Origin of the sequence: Baekduia soli (assembly GCF_007970665.1) — a bacterium.
Classification (GTDB): domain Bacteria; phylum Actinomycetota; class Thermoleophilia; order Solirubrobacterales; family Solirubrobacteraceae; genus Baekduia; species Baekduia soli.
In genome coordinates this window covers 116981-136047 of record NZ_CP042430.1, presented here as the reverse complement: position 1 = coordinate 136047, position 19067 = coordinate 116981, and the positions used below count along the sequence as shown (strand labels likewise).

Sequence of the window (19067 nt, the reverse complement as noted above, 5' to 3'; positions counted from 1 at the left end):
CGCGCGTTGGCGCGGCCATCCCTCTTCGCGCTACGCCACGGGCTGGCGGCGCCCCACGGGCGGCACGAGCTTCTCGAGCTGGCGCTCGGGGGTGATGCGCACGACGTTCCAGACCAGGCCCAGGCGCTCGAGCGCCGCGATGACCATCGCGCTCGGGTCCATCGCGCGCTCCCACGGCTTGAGGCCGTGCTGGGCCGAGCGCGGGAACGCGTGGTGGTTGTGGTGCCAGGCCTCGCCCATGCTGGCCAGCGCCAGCCACGCCACGTTGGTCGACTTGTCCTCGACGTCGAAGCGCCGCGACCCGAAGAAGTGGCAGATGGAGTTGATCGACCACGTGACGTGGTGCAGCAGGAAGATCCTCACGAGGCCGCCCCACAGCAGGCCGGTCAGCGCGCCCGTCACGCGCCCCGTGATGAGGTAGCCCGCGATCGCCGGGATGGCCAGCGACACGAGCACCATGAGGTGGAAGTTGCGGCTCAGCCAGCTCATGCCGGGGTCCTCGAGGAGGTCGGGCGCGTACTTGGAGCGCGTCTCGCCGCCCTCGTGGGTCAGCATCCACCCGACGTGCGCGTGGAACAGCCCGCGCAGCGTGCCCTTGATCCCGCCGCCGGCGAACCCGGCGTGTGGGGAGTGCGGGTCGCCCTCCTCGTCGGTGTGGGCGTGGTGCTGGCGGTGGTCGGCGACCCAGTTGACGACCGGGCCCTGCACGGCCATCGAGCCCAGCACGGCGAACGTCCGCTCGACCCCCTTCGAGGTCTGGAACGCGCGGTGGGTCAGCAGGCGGTGGAAGCCGACCGTGATGCCCAGCGCCGTCGGGACGTACATGACGACGAGCAGCACGAGGTCGTGCCACCCGACGAGGCGGTTCCACAGCAGGACGATGGCCACCACGAACGCGACGAACGGCAGGATGACGGCGACGAGGTTCGTGGTGCGCTGGGCGTTCGTCATCCCTGGAGGGTATGGCACAAGGAACGCGCCGCGTCACGTCCGCACGCACAAGGAGCGACGGTCGATCTGTAGCCTCGTGACAAATGGAACCGCGCCTGCCGTCCGATCTCGCCGATGCGCTGCGCCCCGTCCTGCCGGGCCTGGCCGAGGAGATCATCTCCGCCATCGGCCGCGAGGTGCCCGACTACGCCCGTCCGCTGGAGGGACCGTTCGGCCGCGCGCTGCGCGTCGGCGTCGAGCGGGCGCTGCGCCGCTTCGTCGAGGACCTCGTCGACCCGTCGGCCGAGGACGACGACGCGCGCGAGATCTACGTCACGCTGGGCCGCGGCGAGATGCGGGCCGGCCGCTCGCTCGACGCGCTGCTCAGCGCCTACCGCCTGGGCGCCCGCATCGCGTGGGAGCGCTGCGTCCAGGCCGGCCAGGCCGCCGGCCACGATCCCGAGACGCTGTACCGGCTGGCCAGCGCGATCTTCTCCTACATCGACCGCATCTCGGCCGAGTCCGTCGAGGGCTACGCCGACGAGCAGTCCACGGCGCTGGCCGAGCGCCAGCGGCGCCGGCGCGCGCTCGTGCGCCTGCTGGCCCGCGACGACGCGGGCGCCGAGGAGGTCCGCGACCTCGCCCAGCTCGCCGTGTGGCCGCGTCCGGCGACCGTCGCCGGGCTCGTCGTCCGCGCCGACGACGGCGACCGCCTGGCGCTGCGCCTGGGGGCCGAGGCGATCGCGGTGGCCGAGGGGGGCGTGGCGATCGCGATCGTCCCCGATCCCGACGGGCCCGGGCGCCACGGCGAGCTGGAGGCCGCCCTGGCCGGGGTCCCCGCGGCGCTGGGGCCGACGGTCGGCCTCGAGCGCGCCGCGCGGTCGGTCGCGCGCGCCCAGGCGGCGCTGGGGCTGCTGGAGGCCGGGCTGCTGGCCGCCGAGCCCGGCGCGCTGCTGGTCGCCGACGAGCACCTCCCCGCGCTGCTGCTGCACGGCGACGGCGCGCTGGCCGCCGACCTGGCCGCGCGCGCCCTCGCGCCGCTCCACGAGGTCCGCGACGGCGTCCGCGCGCGCCTCGGGGAGACCCTGCGCGCGTGGCTGGACGAGCCGGGCCAGGTCACCCGCGTCGCCGAGCGCCTGCACGTCCACCCGCAGACCGTGCGCTACCGGGTCGCCCAGCTGCGGGAGCTCTTCGGCGAGCGCCTCGACGAGCCCGAGGCGCGCTTCGAGCTGGCGCTCGCGGTCCGCGTCAGCGACGCGAACGCGACGGCGACCTCGGGCTGACGGTCCGGCGGCGCACCCCCAGGTCGACCACGTAGGTCGTCGTCGTGGCGGTCGTGTGGACCCCGATGCCCACGTCGCGCAGCCGGCGGCCGAGCAGGACGCGGCGCGTGTCGGGGATCATCAGCCACGAGCGCACGCGCAGCGCCGGCGCGCCGGAGGCGCCCGTGTTGCGACCGAGCGTCTCGCCGAAGGCGAACGCGGCCGGGTCGCCGCCGGCGTACCCGGCGGCGGCGATGCGGCGCTGCGGCGTGCTGGAGCCCAGCGTGTCGACGAGCATGCCGTGGTCGCGCAGGCGGTCGGCGTAGCCCTGGGCGGCCCGGCGCAGGTGCAGGTCGGCGCGCAGCGCCGGGAGGTCGCGCGCCCGCCGCTCGGCGTTGATGACGCAGAGGACCGCGTCGCGCGCCCGGGCCGCGCCGCCCGCGCCGGGGCGTTCGTCGGCGTGGGCGCAGGCCGACGGAGAGTCGGCCGAGGCCACGGCGACCGTGGGCGGCGAGGCGGCCAGTCCGGCCGCGGCGATGAGGAGGAGCTTGCGCACGGGCTGGGGTGGGACGGGGGCCGGGACGCACGTGGGCCGCGTCCCTGTCCAAACCCTACCCATGCCTCGTCAAACGTGAACCGCACACGGGGCCGCCGGGTCGGCGCCCGCGCCCGGTCAGCCCTGGTTGGGCCGGTCGAGCCGCGCGCGCAGCATCGCGATCTCGGTGACCGCGGCGCCGATGTAGGCCGACCGGTACTGGGCGATCTCGTCCTCGAGATCGGCCATGTAGGCACGGTCGTGGTCGAGGCCCGCCTCGTGCGCGAGCACGCGCTCCTCGCCGAGGAGCATCAGGTGCTGGCGGACTTCGGTGGCGTACATGGTGGGGATCTGGGCGGGCATGATGGTGACGGTCTCTGGTAGTACCCCGCAAACGCGGTTCGTCACAGGGGGTTACGCGGATACTTCCCGATCGGATGTCCCCCTTCGCTGGGGAGGGCCCGTGTCCTGTCTGGCGGCTAGCCGTACGCGCGGGTGGGGGGCCCGGCGTACGTGGCCCCGTCGGGCGCCGTCCAGCGCACGCGCCAGGTCCGTCCGGGACGGTCGGGCAGGCGGGCGGTCCAGGCGCCCGAGGCGTCCGTGGGGCGCCTGGCGACGACCGTCGAGTGGGCCGCGCCGCGGTCGCGGGCGAGCACCTGCACCGACGTCGCGCCGTCCGCCGGCCGGACCAGCCCCCAGAGCAGCACGGTGCGCCCGGAGCGCCGCGCCGAAAGCGGCAGGCGGAACGCGTCGTAGCTCGGCTTGGGCACGCCGGCGGCGGTCAGCAGGCCCGTCTGGAAGCCCGAGAGCGCGGCGTCGTCGACGAGCAGGTACTGGGCGGTGGCGGCCACGCGCGGGTCGGCGCGCAGCAGGCGCTCCGACAGCGACGCGAACTCGGCCTGCTGGGCCAGGGGGACCCCGATGAGGCGGTCGGGCGTGCTCTGCACGCCGTACTCCGTGACCCACACGCGCAGCCCGCGGCGCCCGGCGCGGTCCAGCGCGACTTCGAGGCGGCGCAGCACGCCGATCGTCACGTTGTCGCGGTCGGGGGGCACGTAGAACGGCCCGCTGCGGTTGGCGTAGGGGTGGTGCCCCCATCCGTCGATGCGCAGGCGTGAGCAACCGGTGCACAGGACGCCGCGCAGGAACTGCAGCGGCGGGACGGACCGGCGGCGGTCGCCGCCCGGCGCGGTCTCGCCGGCGAGCATGACGTCGGCGGCCTGGCCCGCCGCCTCCAGGCCGCGCACGCCGGCGACGTGCAGGGCGCGGTACAGCGCCGGCGAGGCCGGTCGGCCGTGCACGAGCTGGGGCATGAGGAAGTGCGGGTGGTTGGGCTCGTTCCACAGGCCCCAGGCGTCGACGGCGTCGCCGAAGCGCCGCCCGGCGGCCGTCGCGAAGGCGCCGAACTCCACCGGGGACGGGCGCGTGACCTGGTCGGCCCGGGCGGCCGTGGCCCAGCGCGGCACCGGCGCGCTGAACGTCACGAGCACGTGCCAGCCGCGTGCGCGGGCGGCGTCGATGAGCCGGCCGTAGCCGCCCCAGTCGTAGGCGCCGGGGTCGGCGGCGTCGAACGCGGGGCGCACCGCCGAGCCCGCGTCGGGCGCGACGGCCGCCCACACCAGCGTCACGCGCAGCGCCCGCACGCCGAGGCCGTCGAGGCGGGCGAGCGTCGCGTCGCGCGTGCCGTCATCGACCCCGGCCGTCCCGGCGTCGGCGTACATCGGCGCGCGAGTGGATGCGTGGGCGGCCGGGGCCGCGCACGCGAGCAGGAGGGCAGCGGCCAGCGCCGCCCGGGTGAGGGCGTCTCGGAGCATGGGGAGAGGGGCGGCCCCGGAGGCTGGATGATGGGAGGACGTCGCCTCCAGGGCCGCGCGTGGGGAACGGCCGGCGGCCCCCGGAAGTTGCGCGGCAGCGGGCGCCGGCTTGCACGGCCCGGCGGCCGGGAGGGGTCCGCGGCGCGGGGCAGAACCCCGGCTCGTGGCCATCGATGCCGGACCCCTGCGCTACGAGGACGAGGTCGCCGGCGACGGCGACGGCGAGGTCGTCCGCCCCGGCGCGTGGGAGCTGACCGCGCTCGTGGTCCTCGTGGTGGCCGGCGTCGGCCTGCCCGTCCTGGGCTGGATGGCCGGGATGGCCATGGTGCTGCTCTCGCGCGCCTGGACGACCCGCGACAAGGCGATCGCGGTCGCCGGCCCGCTCTGGGTGCTCGTCGCGCTGGTCGTGGCCTCGGCGGTGGCCGGCGGCGCGGCGATCCGCCTGGGCTCGCTCGTGCTCAACCTCGGCCCCTCGGCCCTGCTGGTGGTCTTCGGCGGCGCGATCGCGTCGGTCCTCGGCGCGCTGTGGCTGATGTGGCGCGCGTTCGTGCTGGCCTGACCGCGGGTCAGACGAGGTCCGACGACGGCGTGGCGTCGGCGTTGGAGGGCTCCTTGAGGAGCCCGTGCGGCGGCCGGTCGCCCGGCGCCGAGCCGCGCTCGAAGCCGGCGGCGCGGTAGGCGTCGTTCTCGTCGAGCGTCTCGCGCTCCAGCAGCGCCGCGGCGAGGGAGTCCAGCCGGTCGCGGTGCTCGCGCAGCTGCTCGACGGCGCGCCCGTAGCACTCCTCGATGATGCGCCGGACCTCGCGGTCGATGAGCTCCCGCGTGGCCTCCGAGGAGGGGTCGGTGCCGGGGTAGACCTGCTCGCCGGCGGGCGGCATCACCGAGACCAGCCCGATGACGTCGGACATGCCCCAGCGCCCGACCATCGAGCGCGCGATGTGCGTGACCTGCTCGAGGTCGGACTCGGCGCCGGTGGTGACCGACCCGTACACGATCTCCTCGGCGGCGCGGCCGCCGAGCGCGCCGGTGATCCGGCCGAGCAGGTAGGCGGTGTCGTAGCCGTAGCGGTCGTTCTCGGGCGACTGGAACGTGACGCCCAGCGCGCGGCCGCGCGGGACGATCGAGACCTTGCGCACGGGGTCGGCGCCGGGCTCGAGCATCCCGAGCAGCGCGTGGCCGCCCTCGTGGTAGGCCGTGCGCTCGCGCTCCTCGTGGCTGAGCGTGATCCGCCGCTCCGTGCCGAGCACGATCTTCTCGAACGCGTTGTAGAAGTCGCCGGAGGTGACCTTGGGGTGGCCGTTCTTGGCGGCCAGCAGCGCGGCCTCGTTGACGAGGTTGCGCAGGTCGGCGCCGACCATGCCGGGCGTGGTGGCGGCCAGGCCCTTGAGGTCGACGTCGTCGTCCAGCGGCACCGAGCGGGTGTGGACCTGCAGGATCTTCTCGCGGCCGACGACGTCGGGCGGGTTGACCGTCACGCGGCGGTCGAAGCGGCCCGGGCGCAGCAGCGCGCTGTCCAGGACGTCGGGGCGGTTCGTCGAGGCGAGGACGATGACGCCCTCCGAGCCGGTGAAGCCGTCCATCTCGGTGAGGATCTGGTTCAGCGTCTGCTCGCGCTCGTCGTGGCCGCCCAGCGACGCGCCGCCGCCGCGCTGGCGCCCGATGGCGTCGAGCTCGTCGATGAAGATGATGCTCGGCGCCGCGGCCTTGGCCTGCGTGAACAGATCGCGCACGCGGCTGGCGCCGACGCCGACGACCATCTCGATGAACTCCGAGGCCGAGATGGAGAAGAACGGCACGTCGGCCTCGCCGGCGACCGCGCGGGCCAGCAGCGTCTTGCCCGTGCCGGGCTGGCCCGACAGGAGGACGCCCTTGGGGATCATGGCCCCGAGCGTGCGGTACTTCTCGGGGTTCTTGAGGAAGTCGACGACCTCCTCGAGCTCATCCTCGGCCTCGTCGATGCCCGCGACGTCGGCGAACGTCGTCCGCGTCTGGTCGGCCGAGTCATAGCGCTTGGCCCGCGATCGCCCGAGGCCGCCGAGGCCGCCCATCCCGCCGGAGGCGGCGGCGCGGCGCGCCATGAACACGAAGAGCGCGACGAGCAGCAGCGTCGGCCCGAAGAACAGCAGGAGGTCGGCGATGAACGAGCGCCCGCTGTCCAGGGGCTTGGCGTTGACGACGACGCCCTTGGCGCGCAGCTCGGACAGCAGCGGGTCGTTGGCCGGCGCCAGGGCGGGGCGCAGCGTCGAGAAGCGCGTATTGGGCTTGTCCTGCTTGCCGTTGAACTTCTCGGGGGTGACCTTCGTCTTGAAGGTGCCCTCGATCTTGTCGCCCTGCGAGGTGAGCTCGGCGACGTTGCCCTTGTCCACCTGGGTGAGGAACTGCGTGTAGGGGACCGTCGCGCGGCTCGGCTTGCTCGGCACGAGCGAGGCGAAGATGAAGTTGAGGACCAGCAGCCCGACGACGAAGTACAGGAAGCGCCGGCCTCCCGGGGGCCGCGGCATGCCCATCGGCCCCTGCTTCTTGGTCTCGGGCGCGCCCTCGACCTTCCAGGGGGTGGGCTGGCGGTCGTCCCTGCGGCGGGGGGGATCGGGATCGGGCGGCATGTGCTCGGACTCCCGCCGGAGTGTACGAAGCGCGGCGCCGTGGTCCGCCGATCGGCGCAAACCCGCGCTGCGAGCGGGAAGGGACGGGCCCGAACGGTCCGGGGGGCGCTCCGTCCGTCGGCCGGATGTGCTTCGCTTTGGGCAAGCACAACCAGCCGAGTCCGGCCCGCGCCCGCGGCCCGGAACGGGGGAACCACCTGGGGCCCGGACCCGTCCGGGCGCCACGGGGCGAATCGCCGCCATCGCGCGGCGTAGCGCAGCTCTAGAGCGCGAGCCCGTCAGCTAACCCCGTAGGCGTGAAGAGCAAAGGAATCGCCCGCCGTGTCCCAGGAAGTCCAACGCGCGTTCCAGGCGTCGCTGGAGCGGTCGCGCTCCCGCCGCCGCGCGGCGCTCGCCCGCCGCATGGCCGTGCTGCGCCGGCGCCGCCGCCGGGGCGGCAGCGCCTCCTTCGCCGTGGTCGGCGCCCTTCTGGCCCTCGGCGCGCCGCTGGCGCTCGGCCAGACCACCGCCCAGGCCCCGGCGCCGGCCACGCTCACGAAGGGCGCCGCGGGGGACGCGGTCAGCGCGCTGCAGACGGCCTTGGGTCTGCCGGCCACGGGGCGCTTCACCGCGGCCACGGCCCGTGCGGTGCGCCGCTACCAGCGCGCCCACGGCCTCACGGTCGACGGCATCGTCGGCCCGCAGACCGCCGGCTCGCTCGGCCTGGCCGCGCCGCTGAAGGGCGCCACGGGCACCGCGACGCCGTCGGCGAGCGCCGCCTCGGCGCCCTCGGGCACGCTGGCGCGCATCGCGCAGTGCGAGTCCGGCGGCGACCCGACGGCCATCTCGTCGGATGGGCAGTACCGCGGCAAGTACCAGTTCACCCGCGCGACGTGGCGGCGCATGGGCGGCACGGACGACCCGGCCGCCGCGCCCGAGGCCGAGCAGGACCAGCGCGCCGCCGCGCTGCTGGCCCAGGCGGGCACGTCGCCCTGGCCCGTGTGCGGCCAGGGGGGCTCGTAGGGACCGGCGCCGTCCGGGGCGACGACGGGAGGGCGTCCCGACCCCACGTTCCTCTCCTCGCCGCTGCGCACCCCCGTGCGAGGACCGCGGCAATCCGCCCTGCGCGCGTGGCCGCGGCCGCGCGGGCGTGCGATGGTTGCGCGCGGTGTCCGCGTCCGACCAGCTCTCCCTCACCCTCGGCCCCTGCTTCGCGGTGGCGGTCGAGGATCGCTTCAGCCCCGGCCTGACCGGGCGCACCGACCGCGACTACCTGTCGCCGCCCCAGCCGCGCGACGACGCGCTCACGCTCGCCGCGCTGCTGCTGGACTCCGGGGCCGACCTCGACGGCGACGGGCCGTGGCAGCGCGCGCTGGCCGGCGGCCGGCGCACGGTCCGCCTCGTCGAGACCGACGACTGACGCGGCGGTGCGGCCTCAGGCCGCGTCGGAAGCCAGCCGCGGCGGCGCCTCGGCGCGCCGGGCCGGCTGCTCGCCGCGGGCGGTGGGCGCCCGCACGCGCATGCGCTCGGCGGCGTAGTAGGAGCCGACGACGAACGCGGCGGCCAACACCTGCGCGCCCAGCGTCTCCCACGTGCTGTACATCTCGAACCAGGAGCCCATCCACGTCGGCACGGTGAACGGCGTCGGGTGGCTCGGCAGCCAGCCGAGGTCCTGGAAGCTCAGCGCGGTGCCGCCGATCATCACCACGAGCACCACGCCGATGAGCACGCCGGTCGCGATGAGCATCTTGCGGTAGGGCAGCTTGCGCTGGAGCACGAACGTCATGACGCCCACGGCGGCGGTGCACGCCAGCCCGACGACGACGCCCTCCAGCACGACGCCCGAGCCGGCCTTGAGCTGGAGGTTCTGCAGGAACAGCACGACCTCGAAGCCCTCGCGGTAGACGCTCGTGAACCCGAGGGCGACGAGCCCCATCGTCGCCGAGACGCCGACGCGCCCCAGGACCTTGCGCCGCTGGCGGTGGTGCTTGGCGATCCAGCCCGTCCAGTACACCTTGTGCACGAACCAGTTGAGGACGAAGAGCAGGACGACGATGGCGACGAAGCCGGTGATCGCCTCGAGCTTGGGCCCCAGCGGCGAGGCAGCGTCCAGGAGCGCCTGCACGAGGAACCACGTGACGATCGTCGCGCCGAACGACACGGCCGCGCCGACGATGACGGGCCGCTTGCGCCCGGCGTTGGCCCCGACGAAGCTCGCCGTGACCGCGGCGAAGATGAGGACGGCCTCCAGGCCCTCGCGGAAGACGATCATCGCCGCGTTGAACACGACGGTGCCGCGGCTCTGCGGCGCGGCGACCTCCGTCGGGTCGACCGGGCCGGTCTTCGCGGTGGCCATGACGTAGACCGCGCCGGCCAGGAGGGCCAGGAGCCCGAGCCAGAGGGCCAGGCGGCGGCTGTCGGCGGAGGTGCGGACGGCGTCGGACGGCATCGGCCCGGGACCGTAGCACCTTCGCGTTAGGGTCACCTAACCGACGATCGTCCTGGCGCGCAGGCGTCCTCAGGAGGAGCCCAGGACGGCGATCGCCCCCAGGCTCGCGGCCATCGCGGCCAGCCCCAGCGGGACGCCGAGCGCCGAGAACCGCCGCACCGAGGGGTACGCCCCGCAGGCCCGCGCGGCCTTGAACCACAGGTAGGCCGACAGCGCACCGGTCACCGCGAGGTTGGGACCCAGGTTGAGCCCGACGAGCAGCGCGCGCGGGTGCGGGGGCGGGGTCGCCGACAGCAGCACGGCGGCGGGCAGGTTGTTGAGGCCGATGGCCGACAGCGCGCCCAGGGCCGTCGTCTCCCACGCCGAGGCGGACGCCAGCACGTCGGAGGGCCCCGTCCACGACCGGGCCAGCAGCCCGAGCAGCACGCTGAGCGAGAAGAGCGCCAGCAGCGCGGCGGGCCCGACGGCCTCGACCGCCGCCGCGCCGCTCACCGCGCCCTGGCGCACCCGCACCGCGGCGACGACGAGGCCGACCGCCAGCACGGGCAGGCCGGGGTGGGGCAGCGCCAGCACGAGCACGGCCGCGACCGCGCACGCGCACGCGCCCAGGGACCGCATGCCGGTGGCCGGCCGCGCGCCCCCGGCGAGGCGGCGGACGGCGGCGTCCCCGGACCCGGCCGCCGCGGCGCGCGCCCGGAGCTCCTCGACCGCCAGCAGCCCCAGGCCCGTCACGAGCGCGGCGGCCAGCGCGGCGGGCAGGATCCGCCAGGCGAACGTCGCGCCGCCGACCGGCTCGCCGGCGAGGACGAGCAGGTTGGTGAGGTTGGCCCCGGGCAGCAGCAGCGACGACGCGTTGGCCATGAGGACCGACCCGTACAGGAACGCCTCCTCGTCGGCGCCGGCCGCGCGCGCGGCGCCGATGAGGATGGGCGTCAGGAACACGACCGACGTGTCGAGGTTGAGCACTGCGGTGACCGCGGCGACGAGCACGAGGGCCAGCACGAGCAGCCGGCGCGGCGCGGCGGTCACGCCGAGCAGCCGCGCGCTGGCCCAGCGGAAGACGCCGTCGCCGTCGGCGACCAGGCCGAGCAGCAGCAGCCCCGCGACGAGCAGGAACGGTCCCTGGGCCTGGTCGGCGGCGTCGCGCGCGCGGCCGTCGGCGATCACGGCCACCAGCGCACCGGCCACGACCGGCGCGCCCGCCAGCCGCAGCGCGATGGATCCCGTCACGCGCCGCAGGTTCCCCGCACGCGGCGCCATCAGTCAGTCCAGCCCGAGCACCCGCGCCCAGATCGTCCACAGCACGTCGACCGCCACGTCGCGCTGCAGGCCGCCCTCGCGCTCCATCGCGTCGATGAGGAACACGCCGTTCATGAGCGTCAGCGCGCGCGACGTGGCCGTGATGTCGGGCACGTCGCGGACCCGGCCGGTCGCGACGCCCTCGGCGAAGATCGTGGCGGTGAACTGCGCCGACCAGTCCACGAACGACCGGTAGACCCGGTCGACCTCGGCGTCGTGGCGCGCCGCGTCGTCGACCGCCCGCAGGATCGGGCCGTGGCGGACGGCGACGTCGACGGTGTGCTCCAGGACCCGGCGCAGGTACTCGGGATCCGCGGGGTCGCCACTGCCGACCAGGCCTTCGCGCAGATCCTCGAGCAGGCTGAGCACGAGCGCCGGGAGGCCGTCGAAGTGGCGGTAGAACAGCGTCCGGGCCAGGCCGGCCTCGGCCATCACCGCGTCGACCGACAGGTCGCGGTAGCTGCCGTGCGCCAGCAGGCGGGCGGCCGCGTCGCGGATCCGCGCGCGGGCCTCGTCCTTGGGGATCCGAGGGGTGCGGGCGGGCCCTCGAGCGGAAGTTGACACCGTGTCGCAAGTATGGCACCGTCGGTCTTGCGACAGCGTGTCACAAGCCCCCTCCCCGGAGTCCCCATGAAGCCCATCACCGTCTCGATCCGCATCGACCGCCCGCGCCGGGAGGTCTTCGAGCACCTCGACGTCCTCGCCAACCACCTGCCCTTCTGCGACCACTTCATGGCCGACGGGCAGCTCAGCGGGCCCGCGAGCGGCCCCGGGGGCCGGCTGCGCTTCCGCGCGCTGACCCCGGGGCGCGGGGAGTGGATGGACCTCGAGGTCTGCGAGGCGCACGCGCCCGAGCGCATCGTCGAACGCACGCGCGGCGCGGGCGGCCGGCGCGTCACGCGCGGAAGCTACGTTCTGCGCGAGGCCGGCCCGGCGGCCACCGAGGTCGAGTTCGAGCTGGTCACGGAGCGCGCACCCGCCCACGAGCGCGCGCTCGCGCCGATGGCACGGCGCTGGCTCGCACGCCAGAACGCCATCGCGATGACGCGGCTCAAGGCCCAGATCGAGGGTGCCGCGGCTCCCGTCGCCGCCTGACGCCCGCGCGGCGGCGCGATACTGACGGGCCCGGCGCGCCGCGCCGGGCCCACGCCATGCGACCCCTCCTGCTCGCCGGCACCGCCGGCGCCCTCCTCATCACCGGCTGCGGCTCGGGCGGCACGGCCGCGGCCCCCGACCCCGTGCGCTTGCAGATCACCGCCCCCGCCGACCTCGGCGTCGTCCGCAGCGCCTCGGTCCGTGTGCAGGGCATCGTCCGCCCCGCGGGTGCCGAGGTCACCGTCGCCGGCCGTCGCGCGACCGTGTCGGGCGCGCGCTTCAGCGCCGGCGTCGACCTCGCCGCCGGCATCAACGTCATCGACGTGCTGGCGAGCGCGGGCAGCGCGCGCCCCGCCCTGGCCGCCGTGCGCGTGCGCCGGATCGTCGACGTCCGGGTGCCCGACCTGGCGGGGCTGAGCCCCGACGACGCGGCGGCCCAGCTCAAGGGCCTGGGGCTGAAGGCCGACACCCAGACCTCGGGCGGCGGCCTGCTCGACGACCTCTTCGGCGGCGACCCCGTCGTCTGCTCGACCGACCCGCCCGCCGGGCGGCGCGTCGACCCCGGCACCACGGTCACCGTGACCGTGTCGAAGTCCTGTTGAGCCGGCGCCGTCAGGCCCGCGGCTCCGTGTCGATCTGGTCGATGACCGCGCGGCCGTCGCGGCGCACGACGCCGAGGACGAGCTTGCCGGTGATCGGCGGCGCGCCCTTGCGCGTCACGGTGTAGCGGCCCGCGGCGCGCCCGACCATCCCGCCTGTGGCCTGCAGGCCGTCCAGCGCGTAGCGCTGCACGTCGTCGGCGGCGAACTGCCGGCGGTACTCGCCCACGACGGCCGGGCGCCCGCGCTGGACGTCGTTGGGGCTCACGCGCCGCACCGCGGGCGTGAGGATCCGCCGCAGCGCCGCATCGTCCTCGTTGGTGTAGGCGTCGGCGAACGACCGCGCGACGTCGCGCACCTCGCCGGCGCTCAGCGGCCCGGTGGAGGTCGACGATCCCCAGCCCGCGGCCCAGCGCACGATGAGGATCGTGGGCAGCGCGAGGACGAGGACCGTCGCGGCGAGCGCCAGCTTGCGCCGGCGCCCGTGCTGGATGCGCACGGCCTCGGGGCGCCCGCTCCCGGGGCCGCGCCCGGCGCCCGTCCCGTCGCCCGGGTCCGGGCCGCCGGCGACGCGCGTCACCGCCGTGGGGGGCGCCGGCGGCGTGGCCACCGCGGTCGCCCCGGCGGCCGGGGCCAGGCGCGTGGGCTCGGCGTGCTCGGGCGTCGCCGCCCCCGTGGCCACGCTGCCGCGCGCGGTGGACGCCACCGCGCCGGTGGCCGCGGCGCGGGCGGCGCGGCCGAGGTCGCCGGCCGACGGGTAGCGCCCCGCCGGCTCCTTGGCCAGGGCGCGGGCGATGACCGAGTCGAACGCCTCCGGGACCCCGGGGGTCTCCGACGGCCGCGGCGGCGCCTCGTGCAGGTGCGCGGTGATCGTCGCCGGGACCGTCTCGCGGCGGAACGGCGGCGTGCCGGTCAGCGCGCTGTGCAGCACACAGCCCAGGGCGTAGACGTCGGAGCGCGCGTCGGTCGGCTCGCCGCGCAGGTGCTCGGGCGCCATGAAGTCCACGGTGCCGATCCAGCCGCCGCTGTCGGTGATGCGCGTGTCGGCCGACTGCACGCGCGTGATGCCGAAGTCGCTGAGGTACACGTGTCCGCGCCAACCGTCGGCACCGTTCGCCGCCGACGAGGTGGCGGGGGGGTTGGCGGCGGCGATCAGGACGTTGGCGGGCTTGACGTCGCGATGCACGAGCCCGGTCTGGTGGGCGGCGTCCAGCGCGTCGGCGATCTGGGCGACGATGCCCGCGGCGCGGTCGGGCGCCAGGCGACCCTCGCGACGCAGCAGCGCCTGCAGGTCGGTGCCGGGCACGTAGCGCATGACGAGGTAGAGGTGGCCGTCCTCCTCGCCCGCCGCGTAGACCGGGACCACGTTGGGGTGGTCGATGGAGGCCGTCAGGCGTGCCTCGCGCTCGAAGCGCTCGCGCACGTCGGGGTCCGACGCCTGCTCGGTGGCGATGAGCTTGAGCGCGACGGGACGGCCGAGGCGCACCTCGGTCGCGCGGTAGATCACGCCCATGCCGCCGCGCCCGAGGACGCCCTCGATGCGGCAGCCGGCGAACTCGGATCCGGGTTCCAGCTCGGCCATCTCGTGCCCGACATTCTGGCGCGTGGGTCGCCCCGGGTCTTCCGGCGGCCGCCGGCGGCCGGCGTGCAGGCGCGCTGATCGGCGCGATCACGAATCCGCGTCGACCGCGGCGCGGGCCGCCGGGACACTGCGGCCATGCCCACCACGACGAGCGTCACCCAGATCACCGACGTTGACTTCGCCGCGCAGGTCCTCGAGTCCGACGTGCCCGTCCTCGTCGACTTCTGGGCCTCCTGGTGCGGCCCCTGCCGCGTCATGCACCCCATCCTCGACGAGCTCGCCCGGGAGCGCCCGGGGCTGCGGATCGTCAGCCTCGACGTCGAGGCCCACCCGCTGTCGGCCGCCCGCCACGGCGTGCTGGCGATGCCGACGTTCCTGCTCTTCCGGGACGGCGCGCCCGTCCTGCGCCTCGTCGGCGCCCGCCCGCGCCGGCGCCTGGAGCGCGAGCTCGACGAGGTGCTCGGGACCTAGTCCCCGAGCTCGGCGCGCAGCGCCGCGGCCAGCAGCCCCGCGAGGGGCGTCAGCGCCCCGGGCCGCGACAGGAGCGCCAGAGCGTGGCCCGGGGCCGGGCCGGCCGGCGCCAGGACCGCGACCTCCGGTCCGGGCTGGGCCATCCACGACGCCGGCACCAGGCTGACGCCCAGGCCGGCGTGCACGAGGAAGCGGACGGCCGTCGGGTCGCCCACCTCGAAGAGCGGCACGGGCCCGAAGCCCTCGCGGCTGCAGGCCTCGACGACCACCTCGCGCAGCGCGGTGCCCGGCTCGCCGAGGATGAACGGGCGGTCGCGCAGGTCCCACAGCGTCACGGGCCCCGTGTCCTCCAGCGGGTCACCCGGCGCCACGATGAGCACGAGCGGCTCGTCGCGCAGCGGCGCGGCCTCCAGCCCCTCGGGGGCGGCGGTGCCCATGACGGGCGCCACCACGGCCAGGTCGGCGGCGCCGGTCCGCACGGCGTCGGCCGCCGCGGCCGCGGTGCCCTGGCGCAGGGAGATGCGCACGGCCGGGTGGCCGGCGTGGAAGCGCGCGAGCGCGGGTGCCAGGCGCAGCGCGTCGCCCGGCGTCGACACCACCCGCACCGCGCCGCGCACCACGCCCGCGTGCGCGTCCATCGCCGCCCGCGCCGCGGCGGCGTCGGCGAGGATGGCCTCGGCGCGCGTGAGCAGCTCGGCCCCTGCCGCGGTGACCTGGACGGGCGGGCGCGCGTTCGTGCGGCGCAGGAGCTGGACGCCGAGCTCGGCCTCCAGGCGGCGCACCTGCTGGGAGACGGCCGACTGGGTGACGTACAGGCTCTCGGCCGCGAGGCGGAAATGCCGGTGGCGGGCGACGGCCACGAAGTACTCGAGCTGTCGCAGGTCCATGGGCGCCATTGTGCCCGGCGGTCCATGGGCGGCGCGCGGGCGGTGGGCCACGTCGACGACGAGCGCTGCGCGCGGGTCGCGCCGGAAGTGCCCGGCCTTGGCCGAGTCCTCGCCGGTGCGAACACCGGGTTCGCCGTCGAGCACGAACCAGGTCGGGACGATCGTCGGCGAGCCGTCGCGGGTCACCGTCGCCGGCTTGCCGGGGTGGGTGGTCTCGGCGAGGGTCGCGCGCCACCGGGGTTCGGTCAGGACCTGGGCCGTAGGGTGCAGCGTATGGCGGCCGACGGCGAGATCATCCTCGGCGACAACCTCGAGGTGCTGCCGCGCCTCGCGGACGGCAGCTTCGACCTCGTCTACCTGGATCCGCCGTTCAACACCGGCCGGCGCCAGACGCGGCGCACGCTGGCCACCGAGGTCGCCGGCGAGGATGGGGGCGACCGCACCGGTTTCGGCGGGCGGCGCTACAGCACACGGCTGCTCGCCGAGGCGGCCTACGGCGACGCGTTCGACGACTACCTGGAGTTCCTCGGCCCGCGCCTGGAGCAGCTGCACCGCGTGCTCGCCGCCAGCGGCACGTTGTACCTGCACATCGACTACCGCGAGGCGCACTACTGCAAGCTGGCGCTCGACGCGATCTTCGGGCGCGCGTGCTTCCTCAACGAGATCATCTGGGCCTACGACTACGGCGCGCGCGCCAAGCGCCGCTGGCCGGCCAAGCACGACACGATCCTCGTCTACGTCAAGGACCCGGGCGCCTACTGGTTCGACGCCGAGGCCGTCGACCGCGAGCCCTACATGGCGCCCGGCCTGGTCACGCCGGAGAAGGCGGCCCGCGGCAAGCTCCCCACCGACGTCTGGTGGCACACGATCGTGCCGACCAACGGGCGCGAGAAGACGGGCTACCCGACCCAGAAGCCCGAGGGGATCGTGCGCCGCATGGTGCTCGCCTCGACCCGCCCCGGCGATCGCTGCCTGGATCCGTTCGCCGGCAGCGGGACGCTCGGCGCCGTCGCGGCGCGCACGGGCCGCCGCTACGTGCTCATCGACAGCAACCCCGAGGCGATCGCGGTCGCCACCCGGCGCCTGGCGGCGATCGCCGTCGCGTGAGGGGCGGGTCCGGCCGCGCTCAGGCCCCGGGGGCCTGGGCGCCCTCGCCCAGGACGGCGCACACGGCGTCGGCGCGCAGGGAGGCCATCGGCGCCAGCAGCGCCACGACGAGCGGGTGGCGCTCCTCGTCCTCCTCGCGCATCCAGCCGCGCTCGTCGAGCGCCCCGACCCAGTCGCTCAGGGCGTCGTGCAGCGTCACCAGGCGGGCCAGGGTCAGCAGCAGCGTCGTGTGGGCGTGGCTGTCGGCCAGGCCGTGCAGCTCGTCCGACAGGCCGGTGATCTCGCGCAGCGCGAGGACGTCGTCGGTGGACAGCGTCTGCCCGCGGTGGCGCTCGAGCCGGACGGCCTCCACGGCGTGCGCCGCAGCCGACACCTGCACGGCCGAGAGGTCGAACGACACGTTGCAGACGGGGACGCCATCGGTGTCGTGGAGCGTGTGGAGCTCGGCGTTGACCATCAGTTCACGCTAGCGGGCCGGGGGGACATGTCGCGATGCGGGTGCTACCCGGAACATCGGCCGGTTGCGCACCCGGCTTGAGGGCGGGTGGCCCCCCGCCCCCAGGGCGCCCCTACTGCTGCAGCGCACCCGCCTGCGTGAAGATGCGCCGGAGGATCGCGATCGACGTGGCGTACGTCGAGTCCATGCCGTAGTAGCTCATCCCGCGGGCGCCGAGCGTGCGCGCCTGGGTGAACGGCGTGTCCGAGGCGTAGTGCACGACGCCGAAGTCGACGGGCAGCTTGGACATGTTGACCTGCCCGTCGGAGGGGTAGCGGTCGGCCTCGGAGAGCTCGTAGACCGCGTCGCAGTAGGGCCCGGCCTCCATCTCGACGACGGTGTAGGCCTCGCGGTAGTACAGGTCGAGGTAGTCGCGATTCTGCAGGAACGTCGAGCGGACCGTCACCGCGCGCTGGTTGTCCAGGCCCGAGCCGAAGCGCAGGTACGGCGCGATGTCGTCGAAGCCGAACGCGTTGTCCAGCCAGTACGTCGTGCCCGAGTGCTCGTCGAAGACCGTCGAGGAGATCATCACGTCGCCCACGTCGGCGTTCAGCGTCGCGGCCTTGCCCAGCACGTAGACGCCGCGCAGCGTGTCGCGGTCCTCGGTGATCTCGCGCAGGATGTTGTAGGCCGCCAGGCCCAGCGGATAGTCGACGTTGACGATCACCGCACCGCTGGCGCGCAGCGCGTCCGGATCGACCTCGCCGAGCCGGGGGTCCAGGCGTGCGGGGTCCAGGCGGGCCAGCGGCATGATCTGGGCCGCGACACGCAGGGCCGTGTGCGAGCCGAGGTGCACGATGCCGACGTCGTCCTCGGCGTCGCGCCGCGGCGTCTGGGCGCCCGGATCGACCGTCGCGTGGTCGCGGGCGACGAAGTACAGGAAGTTGTCCCACGAGCCCGCCGTGCGCTCCTCGCGGAACGCCGCGAGCTCCTCCTGCAGGTCCTTGGGCCCGGCCCGCTGCACCCACTCGACGAGCTCGCGCTCGCGGGCGCGCGCGTCGCCGGAGAGCAGGTTGACCAAGGAGTGGGTGTTGGACGAGACGAAGTAGACCGGGGCCGCGGCCAGGCCGTCGTCCTCCATGCGGCGGGCCACCGGCGCCCACCAGCGGCGCGTCATGCGCGCGTAGCTGACCTGCGAGCCCCCGAGCATCCGCACGCGCAGCGAGAGGTTGATCTCGGCCACCTCGCCCAGCCGCCGCGCGAACGCCGTGCCCCACGCCTCCTGCAGGCGGTCCCAGTCCTCGGGGCTGCCGCCCAGCGCGCGGGCGCACTCGGCCGAGCCGGGCAACCCCTGCGGTCGCGGCCAGCCGATCGCGCGCAGCCGCCGACGCAGCTTGTTCCACTCGAGCTGGTAGGCGACGAGCGTCGGGATGAGGTCGTCGACGTCCGACGTGGAGGACAGCAGGACCACCCACTGCCCGTCGGGACCCTCGTGCCAGCGGCGCCGGCGCGCGGGCGACTCGACCGTCGGCCACGGCGTGTAGTCGATGCCGGCCACCGCGAACTGCTCGGCCTCCTGGCCCATGATGACCACGCGGCCTGCGTAGATCCGGGCGGGCAGGCGCTGCGTGGCGTACAGGAACGCGCCGAGGTCGAGCTCGTCGGAGGCCGCCAGCGGATGCAGCGAGGAGCCCATCGCCCGGTGCGACGGCTCGAGGATCCGCAGCTTGGTCTCGCCCCGGGAGCGCAGGAGGGTCGTGTAGGTGCGCTGGTAGAGCTCGACGTCTGACGGCATTGGCGTGCCGGTATAGCGCACCGGCAGGACACGGCTGTCGCCGGCCGGACGGAGCCCCGGCGCGCGCAGGTCATGAGGGTGACTGACGAATCCGCTAGCGGTCCCGTGGGTAGCGTCCTGGCCGCAACGTGGCCCTGGGGACGGGGCGCTTCGCACGTGTCGCGGTCGCTGTTCCTCGACGTACCTGCAGCGACCGCGGCACGATGCTCTTCCACCGCCGGGCC

20 protein-coding genes and 1 riboswitch are annotated in these 19067 nt (G+C 75.4%); of the genes, 8 read left to right on the top strand and 12 right to left on the bottom strand.

Annotation, left to right across the window (positions count from 1 at the left end):
- Positions 1–30: 30 nt before the first annotated feature.
- Positions 31–951, bottom strand: a complete 921-nt coding sequence (locus FSW04_RS00605) for an acyl-CoA desaturase (protein WP_146915181.1) — start codon at positions 949–951, stop codon at positions 31–33.
- Between the two features lie 83 nt (positions 952–1034).
- Here FSW04_RS00605 and FSW04_RS00600 point away from each other — a divergent pair, with 83 nt between their 5' ends.
- A complete protein-coding gene (locus FSW04_RS00600; protein WP_146915179.1) occupies positions 1035–2213 on the top strand; it encodes a helix-turn-helix domain-containing protein in 1179 nt (392 codons plus the stop codon).
- On the opposite strand, the gene FSW04_RS00595 is transcribed toward FSW04_RS00600, so the two are convergent.
- The 3 genes from FSW04_RS00595 to FSW04_RS00585 form a co-directional block, all read right to left on the bottom strand.
- Positions 2179–2748, bottom strand: a complete 570-nt coding sequence (locus FSW04_RS00595) for a CAP domain-containing protein (protein WP_187369121.1) — start codon at positions 2746–2748, stop codon at positions 2179–2181. The two genes, FSW04_RS00600 and FSW04_RS00595, sit on opposite strands and share 35 nt — an antisense overlap.
- A gap of 117 nt (positions 2749–2865) precedes the next feature.
- Complete coding sequence (locus FSW04_RS00590) at positions 2866–3090, bottom strand: hypothetical protein (protein WP_146915175.1); 225 nt, start codon at positions 3088–3090, stop codon at positions 2866–2868.
- Between the two features lie 116 nt (positions 3091–3206).
- On the bottom strand, positions 3207–4541 hold the full coding sequence (locus FSW04_RS00585) for a glycoside hydrolase 5 family protein (RefSeq protein ID WP_146915173.1): 1335 nt from the start codon (positions 4539–4541) through the stop codon (positions 3207–3209).
- 163 nt (positions 4542–4704) lie between these two features.
- On the opposite strand from FSW04_RS00585, the gene FSW04_RS00580 reads away from it, so the two are divergent.
- Positions 4705–5100, top strand: coding sequence for a hypothetical protein (locus FSW04_RS00580; RefSeq protein ID WP_146915171.1), 396 nt, complete (start codon positions 4705–4707; stop codon positions 5098–5100).
- A 7-nt stretch (positions 5101–5107) separates the two neighbouring features.
- On the opposite strand, the gene ftsH is transcribed toward FSW04_RS00580, so the two are convergent.
- Complete coding sequence (gene ftsH, locus FSW04_RS00575; protein ID WP_146915169.1) at positions 5108–7144, bottom strand: ATP-dependent zinc metalloprotease FtsH; 2037 nt, start codon at positions 7142–7144, stop codon at positions 5108–5110.
- A 143-nt stretch (positions 7145–7287) separates the two neighbouring features.
- Positions 7288–7455: riboswitch (cyclic di-AMP (ydaO/yuaA leader) on the top strand.
- 10 nt (positions 7456–7465) lie between these two features.
- Between ftsH and FSW04_RS26650 the strand changes: the two genes are divergently transcribed.
- Positions 7466–8146 (top strand): transglycosylase family protein, encoded by a 681-nt coding sequence (locus FSW04_RS26650; protein ID WP_228430765.1) that lies wholly within the window; start codon positions 7466–7468, stop codon positions 8144–8146.
- 145 nt (positions 8147–8291) lie between these two features.
- The gene (locus tag FSW04_RS00565) at positions 8292–8543 is read left to right on the top strand and encodes a hypothetical protein (RefSeq protein WP_146915166.1); all 252 of its coding nucleotides are present in this window, start codon (positions 8292–8294) and stop codon (positions 8541–8543) included.
- Positions 8544–8558: 15 nt separating this feature from the next.
- Here the strand turns inward: FSW04_RS00565 and FSW04_RS00560 are convergent, their stop codons facing one another.
- The 3 genes from FSW04_RS00560 to FSW04_RS25475 form a co-directional block, all read right to left on the bottom strand.
- Positions 8559–9572 (bottom strand): FTR1 family iron permease, encoded by a 1014-nt coding sequence (locus tag FSW04_RS00560; protein ID WP_146915164.1) that lies wholly within the window; start codon positions 9570–9572, stop codon positions 8559–8561.
- Positions 9573–9641: 69 nt separating this feature from the next.
- Positions 9642–10802 carry an SLC13 family permease gene (locus FSW04_RS00555; protein ID WP_146915162.1) on the bottom strand — a complete coding sequence of 387 codons (1161 nt, stop codon included), beginning with the start codon at positions 10800–10802 and terminating at the stop codon, positions 9642–9644.
- Positions 10803–10835: 33 nt separating this feature from the next.
- Complete coding sequence (locus tag FSW04_RS25475) at positions 10836–11435, bottom strand: TetR/AcrR family transcriptional regulator (protein WP_187369120.1); 600 nt, start codon at positions 11433–11435, stop codon at positions 10836–10838.
- Between the two features lie 66 nt (positions 11436–11501).
- Between FSW04_RS25475 and FSW04_RS25470 the strand changes: the two genes are divergently transcribed.
- Both FSW04_RS25470 and FSW04_RS00545 read left to right on the top strand, forming a co-directional pair.
- Positions 11502–11966 (top strand): SRPBCC family protein, encoded by a 465-nt coding sequence (locus FSW04_RS25470; protein WP_187369119.1) that lies wholly within the window; start codon positions 11502–11504, stop codon positions 11964–11966.
- Positions 11967–12022: 56 nt separating this feature from the next.
- Positions 12023–12568: a PASTA domain-containing protein gene (locus FSW04_RS00545; protein WP_146915158.1), complete on the top strand. Its 546-nt coding sequence runs from the start codon at positions 12023–12025 to the stop codon at positions 12566–12568.
- Between the two features lie 10 nt (positions 12569–12578).
- On the opposite strand, the gene FSW04_RS00540 is transcribed toward FSW04_RS00545, so the two are convergent.
- Complete coding sequence (locus FSW04_RS00540; RefSeq protein ID WP_146915156.1) at positions 12579–14147, bottom strand: serine/threonine-protein kinase; 1569 nt, start codon at positions 14145–14147, stop codon at positions 12579–12581.
- 135 nt (positions 14148–14282) lie between these two features.
- Here FSW04_RS00540 and FSW04_RS00535 point away from each other — a divergent pair, with 135 nt between their 5' ends.
- On the top strand, positions 14283–14618 hold the full coding sequence (locus tag FSW04_RS00535; RefSeq protein WP_146915154.1) for a thioredoxin family protein: 336 nt from the start codon (positions 14283–14285) through the stop codon (positions 14616–14618).
- Here the strand turns inward: FSW04_RS00535 and FSW04_RS00530 are convergent.
- Positions 14615–15691, bottom strand: a complete 1077-nt coding sequence (locus FSW04_RS00530) for a LysR substrate-binding domain-containing protein (RefSeq protein ID WP_187369118.1) — start codon at positions 15689–15691, stop codon at positions 14615–14617. The two genes, FSW04_RS00535 and FSW04_RS00530, sit on opposite strands and share 4 nt — an antisense overlap.
- 87 nt (positions 15692–15778) lie before the next feature.
- Between FSW04_RS00530 and FSW04_RS00525 the strand changes: the two genes are divergently transcribed.
- Positions 15779–16612 (top strand): DNA-methyltransferase, encoded by an 834-nt coding sequence (locus FSW04_RS00525; RefSeq protein ID WP_146915150.1) that lies wholly within the window; start codon positions 15779–15781, stop codon positions 16610–16612.
- Positions 16613–16631: 19 nt separating this feature from the next.
- On the opposite strand, the gene FSW04_RS00520 is transcribed toward FSW04_RS00525, so the two are convergent.
- Positions 16632–17069 carry a hypothetical protein gene (locus FSW04_RS00520; protein ID WP_146915148.1) on the bottom strand — a complete coding sequence of 146 codons (438 nt, stop codon included), beginning with the start codon at positions 17067–17069 and terminating at the stop codon, positions 16632–16634.
- 112 nt (positions 17070–17181) lie between these two features.
- Positions 17182–18843 carry a DUF6909 family protein gene (locus FSW04_RS00515; protein ID WP_146915146.1) on the bottom strand — a complete coding sequence of 554 codons (1662 nt, stop codon included), beginning with the start codon at positions 18841–18843 and terminating at the stop codon, positions 17182–17184.
- Between the last annotated feature and the right edge of the window lie 224 nt (positions 18844–19067).